This is a genomic window from Enterobacter cloacae complex sp. HYC074_NIDB (assembly GCF_056673345.1).
The window spans coordinates 1146198-1160654 of the sequence record NZ_CP114214.1; the positions used below are offsets into that span (position 1 = coordinate 1146198).

At 57.1% G+C, this 14457-nt stretch carries 9 protein-coding genes and 1 pseudogene; 5 read left to right on the forward strand and 5 right to left on the reverse strand.

Going from position 1 to position 14457, the window contains the following annotated elements; genetic code table 11:
- Positions 1-44: 44 nt before the first annotated feature.
- From htpG to O1724_RS05530, 4 genes are all read left to right on the forward strand, one after another.
- Positions 45-1919 (forward strand): molecular chaperone HtpG, encoded by a 1875-nt coding sequence (htpG, locus tag O1724_RS05515; protein WP_045343199.1) that lies wholly within the window; start codon positions 45-47, stop codon positions 1917-1919.
- Between the two features lie 217 nt (positions 1920-2136).
- Positions 2137-2781, forward strand: a complete 645-nt coding sequence (adk, locus tag O1724_RS05520) for an adenylate kinase (protein WP_006809841.1) — start codon at positions 2137-2139, stop codon at positions 2779-2781.
- Between the two features lie 124 nt (positions 2782-2905).
- Entirely contained in the window at positions 2906-3868 is a 963-nt protein-coding gene (hemH, locus tag O1724_RS05525) for a ferrochelatase (protein WP_003858963.1), read from the forward strand.
- A 62-nt stretch (positions 3869-3930) separates the two neighbouring features.
- The gene (locus O1724_RS05530) at positions 3931-5235 is read left to right on the forward strand and encodes an inosine/guanosine kinase (protein ID WP_126297066.1); all 1305 of its coding nucleotides are present in this window, start codon (positions 3931-3933) and stop codon (positions 5233-5235) included.
- 93 nt (positions 5236-5328) lie between these two features.
- Here the strand turns inward: O1724_RS05530 and ybaL are convergent, their stop codons facing one another.
- Entirely contained in the window at positions 5329-7005 is a 1677-nt protein-coding gene (ybaL, locus tag O1724_RS05535; RefSeq protein WP_022650507.1) for a YbaL family putative K(+) efflux transporter, read from the reverse strand.
- Between the two features lie 232 nt (positions 7006-7237).
- A complete protein-coding gene (locus O1724_RS05540; RefSeq protein WP_126297065.1) occupies positions 7238-8458 on the reverse strand; it encodes an MFS transporter in 1221 nt (406 codons plus the stop codon).
- A gap of 164 nt (positions 8459-8622) precedes the next feature.
- Here O1724_RS05540 and ushA point away from each other — a divergent pair.
- A pseudogene (gene ushA / locus O1724_RS05545) lies at positions 8623-10275 on the forward strand (bifunctional UDP-sugar hydrolase/5'-nucleotidase UshA).
- A 120-nt stretch (positions 10276-10395) separates the two neighbouring features.
- Here ushA and ybaK read toward each other — a convergent pair.
- The 3 genes from ybaK to copA form a co-directional block, all read right to left on the reverse strand.
- The gene (ybaK, locus tag O1724_RS05550) at positions 10396-10875 is read right to left on the reverse strand and encodes a Cys-tRNA(Pro)/Cys-tRNA(Cys) deacylase YbaK (protein WP_003858950.1); all 480 of its coding nucleotides are present in this window, start codon (positions 10873-10875) and stop codon (positions 10396-10398) included.
- Positions 10876-11073: 198 nt separating this feature from the next.
- Positions 11074-11868, reverse strand: a complete 795-nt coding sequence (locus O1724_RS05555; RefSeq protein ID WP_045330198.1) for a TraB/GumN family protein — start codon at positions 11866-11868, stop codon at positions 11074-11076.
- A gap of 50 nt (positions 11869-11918) precedes the next feature.
- The gene (gene copA, locus O1724_RS05560; protein WP_414539475.1) at positions 11919-14417 is read right to left on the reverse strand and encodes a copper-exporting P-type ATPase CopA; all 2499 of its coding nucleotides are present in this window, start codon (positions 14415-14417) and stop codon (positions 11919-11921) included.
- Positions 14418-14457 lie beyond the last annotated feature (40 nt).

The following is a 14457-nucleotide window of genomic DNA, read 5'->3' on the forward strand; positions in this document are numbered from 1 at the left end:
ACGTTTTACAACCCCATTAAATGGCATTGTTGAGGTCGACTTAGATGAAAGGACAAGAAACCCGTGGTTTCCAGTCAGAAGTAAAACAGCTTCTGCACCTGATGATCCATTCCCTGTATTCCAACAAAGAAATTTTCCTGCGTGAGCTGATTTCCAACGCCTCCGATGCGGCGGACAAGCTGCGCTTCCGCGCGCTGTCTAACCCGGATCTGTATGAAGGCGACGGCGAACTGCGCGTGCGCGTCTCGTTCAATAAAGAGAACCGCACCCTGACGATTGCCGATAACGGCATCGGGATGAACCGCGACGAGGTGATCGACCACCTCGGGACCATCGCCAAATCCGGCACCAAAGCGTTCCTTGAGTCCATGGGCTCTGACCAGGCGAAAGACAGCCAGCTGATTGGTCAGTTCGGCGTAGGCTTCTACTCGGCGTTCATCGTGGCGGACAAAGTCACCGTGCGCACTCGCGCCGCGGGCGACAGCGCCGAGAACGGCGTGCTGTGGGAATCCAAAGGGGAAGGCGAGTACACCGTTGATGACATCACCAAAGCGGATCGCGGCACCGAAATCACCCTGCACCTGCGTGAAGGCGAAGACGATTTCCTGAACGACTGGCGCGTACGCTCCATCATCAGCAAGTATTCCGACCACATCGCGCTGCCGGTTGAGATTGAAAAACAGGAAGAGAAAGACGGCGAAACCGTGGTTTCCTGGGAGAAAATCAACAAGGCGCAGGCGCTGTGGACGCGTAACAAAGCTGAAATTAAAGACGACGAGTACAACGAATTCTACAAGCACATCGCCCACGACTTTACCGACCCGCTGACCTGGAGCCACAACCGTGTGGAAGGTAAGCAGGAGTACACCAGCCTGCTGTACATCCCGGCACAGGCGCCGTGGGACATGTGGAACCGCGATCACAAGCATGGCCTGAAGCTGTACGTGCAGCGCGTGTTCATCATGGACGACGCCGAGCAGTTCATGCCGAACTATCTGCGCTTTGTGCGCGGCCTGATTGATTCCAACGACCTGCCGCTGAACGTCTCGCGTGAAATCCTTCAGGACAGCACCGTCACCCGTAACCTGCGTAACGCCCTGACCAAACGTGCGTTGCAGATGCTGGAAAAACTGGCGAAGGACGATGCGGAAAAATACCAGACCTTCTGGAAACAGTTTGGCCTGGTGCTGAAAGAAGGTCCGGCGGAAGACACCGCGAACGTGGAAGCTATCGCTAAACTGCTGCGCTTCGCCTCTACGCACAACGACTCCTCCGCCCAGACCGTGTCGCTGGAAGAGTACGTCTCCCGCATGAAAGAAGGGCAGGAGAAGATCTACTACATCACCGCCGACAGCTATGCGGCAGCGAACAGCAGCCCGCACCTGGAGCTGCTGCGTAAGAAAGGCATCGAAGTGCTGCTGCTGTCTGACCGCATCGACGAATGGATGATGAACTACCTGACCGAGTTCGACGGTAAGGCGTTCCAGTCCGTTGCCAAAGCTGACGAGTCCATCGACAAGCTGGCAGATGAAGTGGACGAAAGCGCGAAAGAAGCCGAGAAGGCGCTGGAGCCGTTCATTGAGCGCGTGAAAACCCTGCTGGGTGACCGCGTGAAAGAGGTGCGCTTCACGCACCGTCTGACCGATACGCCAGCCATTGTCACCACCGATGCGGACGAAATGAGCACCCAGATGGCGAAACTGTTCGCTGCGGCGGGCCAGGCCGTGCCGGAAGTGAAATATATCTTTGAGCTTAATCCGGATCATCCGCTGGTGAAACGCGCGGCGGATACCCAGGACGACGCCCGCTTTGCGGAGTGGGTTGAACTGCTGCTGGATCAGTCCCTGCTGGCCGAGCGCGGTACGCTGGAAGATCCTAACCTGTTCATTAAACGTGTGAATGCGCTGCTGCTGGCGTAATCTTCCCTCACCCCGACCCTCTCCCACAGGGAGAGGGTGAAAGAGTTCCCTCTCCCTGTGGGAGAGGGTTAGGGTGAGGGCACCAGACCGCACTCTCCCAAATTATCTCCCCTCATTAACCGTTTCAGCCTCCCCGCCTTCCTTGAGCGATACCCGTTCTGGTGGTATTGTTTAGCGCTTTTGAAAAATTGAATCGACATTTGAGGGGATTTTCGCAATGCGTATTATTCTGCTTGGCGCTCCGGGCGCGGGTAAGGGAACTCAGGCTCAGTTCATCATGGAGAAATACGGTATTCCGCAAATCTCTACTGGTGACATGCTGCGTGCCGCTGTTAAATCTGGCTCCGAGCTGGGCAAACAAGCTAAAGACATCATGGACGCAGGCAAGCTGGTGACCGACGAACTGGTTATCGCGCTGGTAAAAGAGCGCATTGCTCAGGAAGACTGCCGCAATGGTTTCCTGCTGGACGGCTTCCCGCGCACCATTCCTCAGGCTGACGCCATGAAAGAAGCGGGCATCAACGTGGATTACGTGCTGGAGTTCGACGTACCGGACGAGCTGATCGTTGACCGTATCGTTGGCCGTCGCGTACACGCTGCTTCTGGCCGCGTTTACCACATTAAATTCAACCCACCTAAGGTTGAAGGCAAAGACGACGTGACCGGCGAAGAGCTGACCACCCGTAAAGACGATCAGGAAGAAACCGTGCGTAAACGCCTGGTGGAATACCATCAGATGACCGCACCGCTGATCGGCTACTACACCAAAGAAGCGCAGGCGGGTAACACCAAATACGCGAAAGTGGACGGCACCAAAGCCGTGGCTGACGTACGTGCAGAGCTGGAAAAAATTCTCGGCTAAGCGCACCTCTCTCACCCGGAGCCCCGGGTGAGAAAAATTCTCATCTTACCTATTGCAGCAATGGGTTTCGTTTAAACGCATTTCCGCTACAATTGACAGCCTATCAAATGGTTAAGAGGCGTGAATGAGTCAGGCGAAAACCGGCATCCTGCTTGCCAATCTGGGCACCCCAGAAGCACCTACTCCAGCGGCGGTAAAACGCTACCTGCGACAATTTTTAAGCGACACGCGCGTCGTGGATACCCCAAGACTGCTGTGGTGGCCACTGCTGCGTGGCGTCATTCTGCCGATTCGTTCCCCGCGTGTGGCAAAGCTCTATCAGTCCGTGTGGATGGAAGAGGGCTCGCCGCTGATGGTGTACAGCCGTCGTCAGGAGAAGGCGCTGGCCGCCCGCCTGCCGGACATGCCCGTTGCGCTCGGCATGAGCTACGGTAAGCCGTCCCTGGAAAGCGCCGTTGACTCTCTGCTGGCGCAGGGCGTTGAACACATTGTGGTGCTGGCTCTATATCCGCAGTATTCGTGCTCCACGGTAGCTGCCGTCTGGGACGAACTGGGGCGCATTCTGGCGACCCGCCGCCGTATACCGGGTATCACCTTTATCCGCGACTACGCCGATAACGAGCTGTACATTCAGGCGCTTGCCAGCAGCGTGCGCGCGTCGTTTGAAAAACACGGCGAGCCGGATCTGCTGCTGCTCTCCTATCACGGTATTCCGCAGCGTTTCGCGAACGAAGGGGACGATTACCCCCAGCGTTGCCGCGATACCACCCGCGAGCTGGTCTCCGCCCTCGGCCTGCCGCCTGAGAAGGTGATGATGACCTTCCAGTCGCGCTTCGGCCGTGAACCTTGGCTGACCCCGTATACTGATGAAACGCTAAAAATGCTGGGCGAGAAGGGCGTGAAGCACATTCAGGTGATGTCGCCGGGCTTCTCGGCGGACTGTCTGGAAACGCTGGAAGAAATTGCCGTCCAGAACAAAGAGTTCTTTATGGAGGCGGGCGGAACGAAATACGAATATATTCCTGCGCTTAACGACTCCCCTGAACACATCGACATGATGGTGTCACTGGTCACCACCCGCCGCTGATCGCGTTACGGGCCGGGTTTGTGCTACCATTCCCGGCCCGTATTCTTTGCACAGTTCAGACCATGAAATTTCCCGGTAAACGTAAGTCCAAACACTATTTCCCCGTCGATGCCCGCGATCCGCTGTTACAGCAAATTCAGCAGGAAAGCGAAACCAGCGCTGCCTGGGTGGTCGGTATCGATCAGACGCTGGTGGACATTGAAGCCAAAGTGGATGATGCGTTTGTCGCACGTTACGGTCTGAGCGCCGGGCACTCGCTGGTGATTGAGGATGACGTTGCTGAAGCGCTGTATCAGGAGCTGGTGCGCGAAAATCTTATCACCCACCAGTTTGCCGGCGGCACTATCGGCAACACCATGCACAACTACTCCGTACTGGCAGACGACCGCTCGGTGCTGCTTGGCGTGATGTGCAGCAATATCGAAATCGGTGGCTACGCCTACCGCTACCTGTGCAATACCTCCAGCCGCACCGATCTGAACTATTTACAGGGCGTTGACGGGCCGATTGGCCGCTGCTTTACGCTGATAAGCGATTCCGGCGAGCGTACCTTTGCCATCAGCCCCGGCCATATGAATAAGCTGCGCGCTGAAAGTATCCCGGAAGAGGTGATCGCGGGCGCGTCTGCGCTGGTACTGACCTCCTATCTGGTGCGCTGCAAGCCGGGCGAACCAATGCCGGACGCAACCATGAAGGCAATTGAGTACGCGAAGAAATACAACGTGCCTGTGGTTCTGACGCTGGGCACCAAATTCGTCATTGCCGACAACCCGGAGTGGTGGCAGGCCTTCCTGAAAGAACACGTCTCGATTCTGGCGATGAATGAAGAAGAAGCCGAAGCGCTGACCGGTGAAAGCGATCCGCTGCTGGCGTCTGATAAGGCGCTGGACTGGGTGGACCTGGTGCTCTGCACCGCCGGGCCGGTCGGGCTGTACATGGCGGGCTTCACGGAAGAAGAGAGCAAGCGTAAAACCCAGCACCCGCTGCTGCCGGGCTCAATCGCCGAATTTAACCAGTACGAGTTCAGCCGCGCTATGCGTCATAAAGACTGCATCAACCCGCTGCGTATCTTCTCTCACATCGCACCGTATATGGGTGGCCCTGAGAAGATCATGAACACCAACGGCGCGGGCGACGGCGCGCTGGCCGCGCTGCTGCACGACATTACCGCCAACGCCTACCACAAAACCAACGTGCCGAATTCCAGCAAACATACCTTCGACTGGCTGACCTATTCCTCGCTGGCGCAGGTGTGTAAGTACGCGAACCGCGTGAGTTATCAGGTGCTGAACCAGCATTCTCCGCGCTTAACGCGGGGGCTGCCGGAACGGGAAGACAGCCTCGAAGAGGCGTACTGGGACAGGTAAAAGTAAAACGGCAACCTGTGGTTGCCGTTTTTAGTGTTTGTTCCCTCTCCCTGCGAGAGAGGGTCAGGGTGAGGGCATCAGGCAGCACAAAACTTACCCCGTTACTGCCTCTTCAACCGGCGGTTTCGTCAGCATTGTCAGCATCGTATTCGCAATCTCACGCTCACCCATCACCACCTGATTCGCGCCGCGCTCGGTGATGTACTCCACTTCGTCATCATAATGGGCGCGGGCAATGATTTCGATATGCGGGCATTTTTCACGGGCTGTGGCGACAATTTCACCAGCCTCGTAACCGTTCGGGATAGTGAGCAGCAGCCAGCGAGCGCAGTCCAGATGCGCCAGATTCATAATCTCTTCGTTAGCCGCGTTGCCCAGCACCGCGCGGATGCCACGCTCGCGAAGTTCGTCGACGCGGGTGCGTGACGTTTCAATCACTACAAGTGGAATGCCCTGAGCCATCAGTTTTTCACCCAGCAGGCTGCCGACGCGGCCAAAACCGACCAGCAGCGCGTGGTTGCAGATATCCACCGGGATCTGTTTCTCTTCTTCTGTCGCCTCTTCCAGCGTCAGCTCTTCGAGGGTTTCGGTCTTCTCGAGATATTTCTCCAGCAGGGCAAACAATACCGGGTTCAACATGATGGAGAGGATCGCCCCCGCCAGCACCAGATTTTGCCCAGCCTGTGGCAGCAGGTTCAGGGCCATCCCCAGACCGGCAAGAATAAAGGCGAACTCGCCAATCTGCGCCAGGCTGGCGGCGATGGTCAGCGCCGTGCGCGGCGAGTGACCGAACATCCGCACCAGGAAGAAGGCGGCAACGGACTTACCAAAGATGATGATTGCCAGCGTACCCAGCACGGCCAGCGGCTGCTGAATGAGGATCAGCGGGTCGAACAGCATCCCGACGGAGACGAAGAACAGCACCGCGAATGCATCACGTAGCGGCAGGGTATCGTGCGCGGCGCGATGGCTCAGCTCGGACTCGTTCAGCACCATCCCGGCAAAGAACGCGCCCAGCGCAAAGGAGACGTCAAACAGCTCGACGGCGCCAAAGGCAATGCCCAGCGCCAGCGCAAGGACTGAAAGCGTGAACAGTTCACGCGAGCCCGTGGCGGCGCTGCGGGACATGATCCACGGCACCAGACGTCGGCCCACCAGCATCATGATGGCGATAAACGCCACAACCTTACCGATGGTAATGCTCATATCCAGTGCCAGCGAGGCGAAGCCGATATTCTCTTTTTCCATCATCCCGGCGACGGCAGGCAGCAGTACCAGCGTCAACACCATTACCAGATCTTCAACAATCAGCCAGCCTATCGCGATTTGCCCGCGCTGGCTGTCTATCAGCTGCCTCTCTTCAAGCGCGCGCAGCAGCACCACGGTACTGGCGGTTGAAAGACACAGCCCAAATACGATACCGGTCATGATTGACCAGCCCAGCACCGCCGAAAGCGCCATGCCCAGCAGCGTCGCCACCCCTATCTGGGCGATCGCTCCCGGTATGGCGATCGACTTTACCGCCATCAGATCCTTCAGGGAAAAATGCAGCCCGACGCCAAACATCAGCAGGATCACGCCTAATTCCGCCAGCTCAGGCGCCAGTTTGGTATCTGCGACAAAACCCGGCGTAAAGGGCCCTGCCAGCACGCCCGCCAGCAAATAGCCTACCAGGGGCGAAATACGCAGTTTATTGGCAATCATGCCGAGAATAAAAGCGAGCACAAGTCCACCAACAATGGTGGTGATAAGCGGTGTGGCGTGGTGCATTCCGTCTCCTTTTGCGATGGGTGATCCATTTTTGGTGCAAATACCAAAAAGCCGATTAATAGTTTATGACAATTTTTACGCTTATGTTTATGAATAATTGTTGAAAACACAATAAAAAGGCAATAAGCATGAAAAAAGGCAGATTTTGATAAATTTGCTGAGGGGAGGGAGAGGAAAGCCTTATGGCAACAGGTTATCCGGCTGCCAAAGTTTAACTTTGGCAGCCGTGAAGTTACGCTTTATGACGGTTTTCAGGCAGGAATATGGTCAACATCCCCAGAAGTGGCAGGAAAGCGCAGATTTTATAGACCAGGAAGATGCTGGTGTGGTCGGCAACCATCCCTAACACGGCGGCGCCAAGGCCGCCCATGCCAAAGGCAAAACCGAAAAAGAGGCCGGAAACCATACCGATACGTCCCGGCAGCAGTTCCTGCGCATAGACCAGAATGGCTGAAAACGCCGACGCGAGAATAAAACCAATAATCACCGTCAATATTCCGGTCCATTCCAGCGTTGCGTACGGTAAAACAAGCGTAAACGGCGCAACGCCGAGGATAGAGCCCCAAATCACATATTTACGTCCGATTTTATCCCCCACAGGGCCGCCAATCACCGTGCCTGCCGCCACCGCAAACAGGAAGGCAAAGAGGTGGAACTGGGCGTTTTGTACCGATAATCCGAATTTTTGCATCAGATAGAAGGTGTAATAGCTGCTTATGCTCGCCATATAAAAATATTTCGAGAAAATCAGCACCAGCAGCACGCTGACGGCAAGGATCACCTTATTGCGCGGAAGGGGGTTGGTTATCTTCGCGGCAGGTTTTCCCTTATTTACGCGATGCTGCGCGGCATACCAGCGGCTGATTTGCGCCAGGACGACAATCGCCAGCAGCGCGGCCAGCACAAACCACGCCACGTTGCCTTTACCGTAGGGCGCGATAATCACCGCCGCCAGCAGAGGACCGAGGGAGCTACCAAAGTTCCCCCCCACCTGGAACAGAGATTGCGCCAGCCCGTGGCGTCCGCCGGAGGCCATACGCGCCACGCGGGACGATTCCGGATGGAACACCGATGAACCGGTTCCCACCAGCGCCGCGGCAACCAGTACCGCCTCAAAGCTGCCCGCCATGGCCAGCAGCACTAGCCCGCTCAGGGTGAAGCACATCCCAATGGGCAGCGACCATGGCATCGGGTATTTGTCCGTCCAGTAGCCCACCACCGGCTGTAGCAGCGAAGAGGCCAGCTGGAAGGTCAGGGTGATCATCCCGATCTGCACGAAGGTTAATGAGAACTCAGACTGCAACAGCGGGTAGATCGCCAGAATCAGCGACTGGATCATGTCGTTGAGCAGATGAGAGAGACTGATTGCGCCTAATACTTTAAAGGAAGTGCGCGATTTCGGCGGCGACGCCGGAGCGCCCTGGACGGGCTGGGTTGATTCACTGATTGCCATAAATACCACGTCGATTTGTTATTAGAAATGCAGGGAGTAATTATTATCCGACTAACATACCCGTCCGTGACATTTGAAGAAAGTCGCAATTCTGAAAACTTATTTGTCTATTCTTGTGAGTCACTGTAATTTTTGCGTTTGTCTATGGGTCAGGGAGAGAGAAGATGAAGTTAATGAAGCGTGGCGTCGCGCTGGCGCTCATCGCCGCATGGGGGCTAACAAGCCTGCCCGCGCAGGCGTATGAAAAAGATAAAACCTATAAAATTACCATTCTGCATACTAACGATCATCACGGCCATTTCTGGCGCAGCGAATACGGTGAATATGGCCTGGCGGCGCAAAAAACGCTGGTGGACGGCATTCGTAAAGAGGTCGCGGCCCAGGGCGGCAGCGTGCTGTTGCTGTCGGGCGGGGATATTAATACCGGCGTACCGGAATCTGATTTGCAGGATGCCGAGCCTGATTTCCGCGGCATGAATTTAATTGGTTACGACGCGATGGCGGTCGGAAACCACGAGTTCGATAATCCGCTGAGCGTGTTGCGCCAGCAGGAGAAGTGGTCCAAATTCCCGTTCCTTTCCGCCAATATTTATCAGAAAAGCACCGGCGAGCGCTTGTTTAAACCGTGGGCGCTGTTCAAGCGTCAGGAACTGAAGATCGCGGTCATCGGCTTAACCACCGACGATACGGCCAAAATTGGCAACCCTGAATTTTTCACCGACATCGAATTCCGTAAACCGGCGGACGAAGCGAAGCTGGTGATCCAGGAGTTGCAGCAGAATGAAAAACCGGATGTGATTATCGCGACCACCCACATGGGGCATTACGACAACGGTCAGCACGGCTCTAACGCGCCGGGCGACGTGGAGATGGCGCGCAGCCTTCCTGCGGGCTCGCTGGCGATGATTGTGGGCGGTCACTCACAGGATCCGGTCTGCATGGCTTCTGAGAATAAAAAGCAGGCAGATTATGTGCCCGGCACGCCGTGCGCGCCTGATCGTCAGAACGGGATCTAAATTGTACAGGCCCACGAGTGGGGTAAATACGTTGGCCGCGCGGATTTCGAATTCCGTAACGGCGAGATGAAGCTGGTGCACTATCAGCTCATCCCGGTCAACCTGAAGAAGAAAGTGACCTACCCGGACGGCAAAAGCGAGCGGGTACTCTACACGCCAGAGATCGCTGAAAACCAGCAGATGCTCTCTCTGCTGACGCCGTTCCAGAGCAAAGGGAAAGCGCAGCTGGACGTGAAGATTGGCACGCTTAACGGACGACTGGAAGGGGACCGCAGCAAAGTCCGCTTTGTACAGACCAACATGGGGCGTCTGGTGCTGGCCGCGCAGATGGCGCGCACGAATGCGGATTTCGCCGTGATGAGCGGCGGCGGTATTCGTGACTCCATCGAAGGCGGAGACATCACCTATAAAGACGTGCTCAAAGTGCAGCCGTTTGGCAACGTGGTGGTCTATGCGGACATGAGCGGGAAGGAGGTGATTGACTACCTGACCGCCGTGGCGCAGATGAAGCCAGATTCCGGGGCGTATCCGCAGTTTGCTAACGTCAGCTTCGTCGCGAAGGACGGTAAGCTCAACGATCTCAAAATCAAAGGCGAACCGGTTGATACGGCGAAAACCTACCGCCTGGCAACGTTAAGCTTTAACGCCACCGGCGGCGACGGCTATCCGCATATCGATAACAAACCGGGCTATGTAAATACCGGGTTTATTGATGCGGAAGTGTTGAAGCAGTTTATCCAGCAAAATTCACCGATTGACGTGAACGCGTATGAGCCGAAAGGTGAGGTGAGCTGGCAGTAGTGTTGTGCGGCCTGATGCCCTCACCCCAACCCTCTCCCACCGGGAGAGGGCGCGAACACAAAAAACGGTAACGCCTGTTACCGTTTTGCTTTTACCTCGCAGCGCCACCGGGCAATTTTCTCAATCCCGGCGCGCAATATCCGCAAATTTCGCGTCCAGCATTTTCGCCAGATCGCCTGCGGACAGTTCGATATCCAGCCCGCGTTTGCCGCCAGAAATATAGATCGTTTCAAATTCTTGCGAAGGCGCATCGATCAGCGTGGGCAGACGCTTTTTCTGGCCGAGCGGGCTGATCCCGCCGACCAGATAACCCGTTGTGCGTTGCGCAACCATCGGGTCTGCCATATCGACCTTTTTCGCTCCCAGCGCTTTGGCCACTTTCTTCAGATCAAGCTGTCCGGCGACGGGCGTTACTGCTACGGCGAGGTGCTTCATATCGCCGTTCACCGCGACCAGCAGCGTTTTGTAGACCTGGTCCGCGTTCAGCCCCAGCTTGCGCACCACTTCATCACCAAAGTTGGTTTCGTTCGGATCGTGATCGTAGGTGTGGATCCGGAAAGAAATTTTGTTTTTTTCGAGTAATTTAACGGCGGGAGTCATGGCTATCCTTCTTACGACAGACGATTCATGCCAGCAGCATACGCCTGACGTTTGTCTAAAAAATAGCACCATCTTGCGCAATAGTATTGGCAGTGATGGTCACTTTGAGCGACAATCGGCGTAGCCGAAGGTCACTTCGGTATAATAAAAACGATGAAATTCCTCTTTGACGGGCCAATAGAAATATTGGCCATTTTTTTATTTCAGCAGCGACGGCAAATTCCCTTCTCCGTACAAATGCAACGCGCCAACCGCGACAACATAACGACCGGCAGGCAGGGCATATAGCGTCTCCCGCCACGCCTGGTTGCGCGCGTTCATCAGCACATCATACAACGATTCACTGAACGTCGACGGTAACGCCAGTTTACCGTCCGCGGGCGGCGCATCCAGCCACCAGCCAATCATCGTTTGCAGCAGACGCGCGTTGGTGTGCCAGTGGGTCAGGGTATCATCCAGCAGTATCAGGCCGTCATCGGGAAGCTGGCGAAGGAGCGCAATCTGGCTGTCCGTGCCTTCCAGTTCAATGATGGACAGGTTGCGCGCCCTTGCCGCATTCAGCAGTTGATAATCGATACCGTAATCGCCGCGCAGCCCCAGGCGCTGCGCCTGGGTTGCCTGTAGCACCATGGCAATTTGCCACAGGGGCAGGGTGTCTAGCATAGAGAGCGAAACGCCGGTCTCATCCGCAAGACGGGTAAGCTCAGCCAGCTGCGTCTCGTTAAGACGTTCCGCCAGGGGGCGGTCGCTTTCCAGCCCGGCAAACGGCGATTCATGGCCGGAGATGTCGGCTTCGACGATCAGCGCGTCGGCGCGCTTCAGCAGTTTAATCAGGCCGGAGGGCAGGGGGGACATATCCTGCGTGCCCATATGAATGCTTCCCACCAGGTGCAGATGCTGCCCGCCCGGAAGCGAAATATCCATACCGGGCCAGGCATAACGGCGGGGAAAAAGGGCGCGAAACGATGTTTTTATACGATTAAACAGACCCATACGCGCTCCATAAACGGAAAGGCTCATGCTAGCGCGTACGGGTACAAGGTTCAATCCTTCGGTTTAAACCGCAGCAGACGGTTAGCGTTGCTCACCACGGTAATTGACGAGAGCGCCATCGCCGCACCCGCAACAACCGGGTTCAGCAGGGTACCGGTCAGCGGCCACAAAATCCCGGCGGCAATCGGAATGCCGAGCGAGTTATAGACGAACGCCCCCAGCAGGTTCTGCTTCATGTTGCGCAACGTGGCTTTCGAAATCGCCAGCGCGTCCGCCACGCCCATCAGGCTGTGGCGCATCAGGGTGATCGCCGCGGTTTCAATGGCGACATCGCTCCCGCCGCCCATCGCAATTCCTACGTCAGCCTGCGCCAGCGCCGGGGCGTCGTTGATGCCGTCGCCCACCATCGCCACCTGGCGACCCTGACTTTGCAGGTTCTTGATGGCGTCCGCTTTGCCGTCCGGCAGCACGCCCGCGATCACCTCATCAATACCGGCTTCTTTGGCGATGGCGTTGGCGGTGGTCGGGTTGTCCCCGGTCAGCATCACCAGACGATAGCCCGCGCGGTGCAGGCGCTGAAAGGCATCTACGCTGTCCTGGCGTAACGGATCGCGCACGGCCAGTAGCGCCGCCACCTGACCATCCCTCGCCAGCAGAACCGGCGTCGCGCCCTGAGAGGCCTGCGCGTTCAGCTCTGCGTCCAGCGCGGACGTATCAACGCCGTGTTCAGTCAGCAGTGCCTGGTTTCCCAGCAGCAGCGTATGGCCTTCGGCTTCACCGCTGACCCCTAAACCGCGCAGGGTGCGGAAGTTACTTACCTGCGGCAGACGGGCATCACCGGCTTTCTCCAGGATGGCGCGCGCCAGCGGGTGGCTGGAGCCTTGTTCCAGCGCGGCGGCCAGGCGCAGGGCATCCGTCTCCGTACAGCCAACGGTACTGACGGCTACCACCTGCGGTTTGCCCTCGGTGAGCGTGCCGGTTTTATCAAAAACAAGGGTGTCCAGCGTGCTTGCCCGTTGCAGGGCGTCAGCATCACGGACCAGTACGCCAAATTCGGCGGCGCGTCCGACGCCAGAGATAATAGACATCGGCGTGGCCAGGCCAAGGGCACAAGGGCAGGCGATGATCAGCACCGTGGTGGCGATCACCAGGGTGTAGACAATCTGCGGCGCCGGGCCGAAGAAATACCAGATTGCCGCGCTCAGCAGGGCAATACCGACGACTACCGGCACAAAAATGGCGGAGATTTTATCGGCAAGCTGACCAATCTCCGGCTTACTGCTCTGCGCCTGGCGGACCATGCGAATGATGCGTGACAGCGTGGTATGGCTCCCGACCGCGCTGGCGCGGAACAGCACGCTGCCGTCCTGCACGACCGTACCGGCATGCACGGCGTCGCCCTGAGATTTCTGCTGAGGAATCGGCTCGCCGGTCAGCATCGCTTCATCCAGCCAGGCATCGCCCTGGGTGATTTCACCGTCGACGGGCACGCGGTCGCCGGTGGTCAGGCGCAGCGTCATTCCCGGCTGTACCTCTGAGAGCGGAACGCTTTTTTCCCCGTCGTCCGTGACCACGCGGGCCGTCGGCGGGGTTAAATCAAGCAATCTTTCCAGCGCTTTCGAGGAACGCTGACGGGCGCGGGCTTCCAGCATATGGCCTAAGTTGATCAGACCGATAATCATCGCACTCGCTTCATAATAGAGATGGCGCGCCTCCATCGGGAACCACTGCGGCCAGACGTTAACGCTCATCGAATACAGCCACGCCGCGCCGGTACCGAGCGCGACCAGCGTGTCCATCGTCGCGGTGCGGTTTTTCAGGCTCTTCCAGGCGCTGGTATAGAAATGCCCGCCTGCAAACACCATCACCGCAAGGGTAATCAGACCAATCACCAGCCACGGGGTGCGGTTGTCAGCGGTGACCATCATGTTGTCACCCATCATGCCCCACAACATCACCGGAATACCGACCAGCAGGGCGACAATCGCCTGCCAGCGGAAGCGCTTCATGGTGGCGACAGCCGTTTCCTGCTGGCGCTCGCGGCGCTCGGCATCATCTTCGATGGCCTCCGCCCCGTAGCCCGCTTTCTCCACGGCCTGCACTAACTCTGCGGCGGAGGCGCTGCCCATCACCAGCGCAGTACGCTCCGCCAGGTTTACCCGTGCCTGTGCTACACCCGGTACCGCCTGTAAGGCGTTTTGTACCCGGGAAACGCAGCTGGCGCAGCTCATGCCGTTGATCAGCAGCTGTTGGCTGTCATCAATGTCATCAGCTGCCGGAAGCTCAGGAGTGGCCGCTGTCAGTGCTTCCGACGGGGATGATGACTCTGCCAGCGGTTTAGCCTTTGGGTGGCTTAACTCCGCCCCGTAACCGGCCTGTTTAATGGTATCAATCAGCGCGTCGGCGCTGGCGCTGCCGGTCACGGCGGCATGATCGATAGTCACCTCAGCGCTTTCCACGTCAGGACGCTGCTCCAGGCTTTCTTTAACGCGTTTGACACAGTGGCCGCAGGAGAGGCCGTCCAGCGTCAGGTCGATAGTGTGAGACATAACAAAACTCCCGTATAATGTTCTTGTCAATTGTTGACCT

Excerpts from the sequence above, each read along its gene's own strand:
- htpG (WP_045343199.1), top strand. The coding sequence starts at position 45 with ATGAAAGGACAAGAAACCCGTGGTTTCCAGTCAGAAGTAAAACAGCTT.
- adk (WP_006809841.1), top strand. The coding sequence starts at position 2,137 with ATGCGTATTATTCTGCTTGGCGCTCCGGGCGCGGGTAAGGGAACTCAG.
- hemH (WP_003858963.1), top strand. The coding sequence starts at position 2,906 with ATGAGTCAGGCGAAAACCGGCATCCTGCTTGCCAATCTGGGCACCCCA.
- O1724_RS05530 (WP_126297066.1), top strand. The coding sequence starts at position 3,931 with ATGAAATTTCCCGGTAAACGTAAGTCCAAACACTATTTCCCCGTCGAT.
- ybaL (WP_022650507.1), bottom strand. The coding sequence starts at position 7,005 with ATGCACCACGCCACACCGCTTATCACCACCATTGTTGGTGGACTTGTG.
- O1724_RS05540 (WP_126297065.1), bottom strand. The coding sequence starts at position 8,458 with ATGGCAATCAGTGAATCAACCCAGCCCGTCCAGGGCGCTCCGGCGTCG.
- ybaK (WP_003858950.1), bottom strand. The coding sequence starts at position 10,875 with ATGACTCCCGCCGTTAAATTACTCGAAAAAAACAAAATTTCTTTCCGG.
- O1724_RS05555 (WP_045330198.1), bottom strand. The coding sequence starts at position 11,868 with ATGGGTCTGTTTAATCGTATAAAAACATCGTTTCGCGCCCTTTTTCCC.
- copA (WP_414539475.1), bottom strand. The coding sequence starts at position 14,417 with ATGTCTCACACTATCGACCTGACGCTGGACGGCCTCTCCTGCGGCCAC.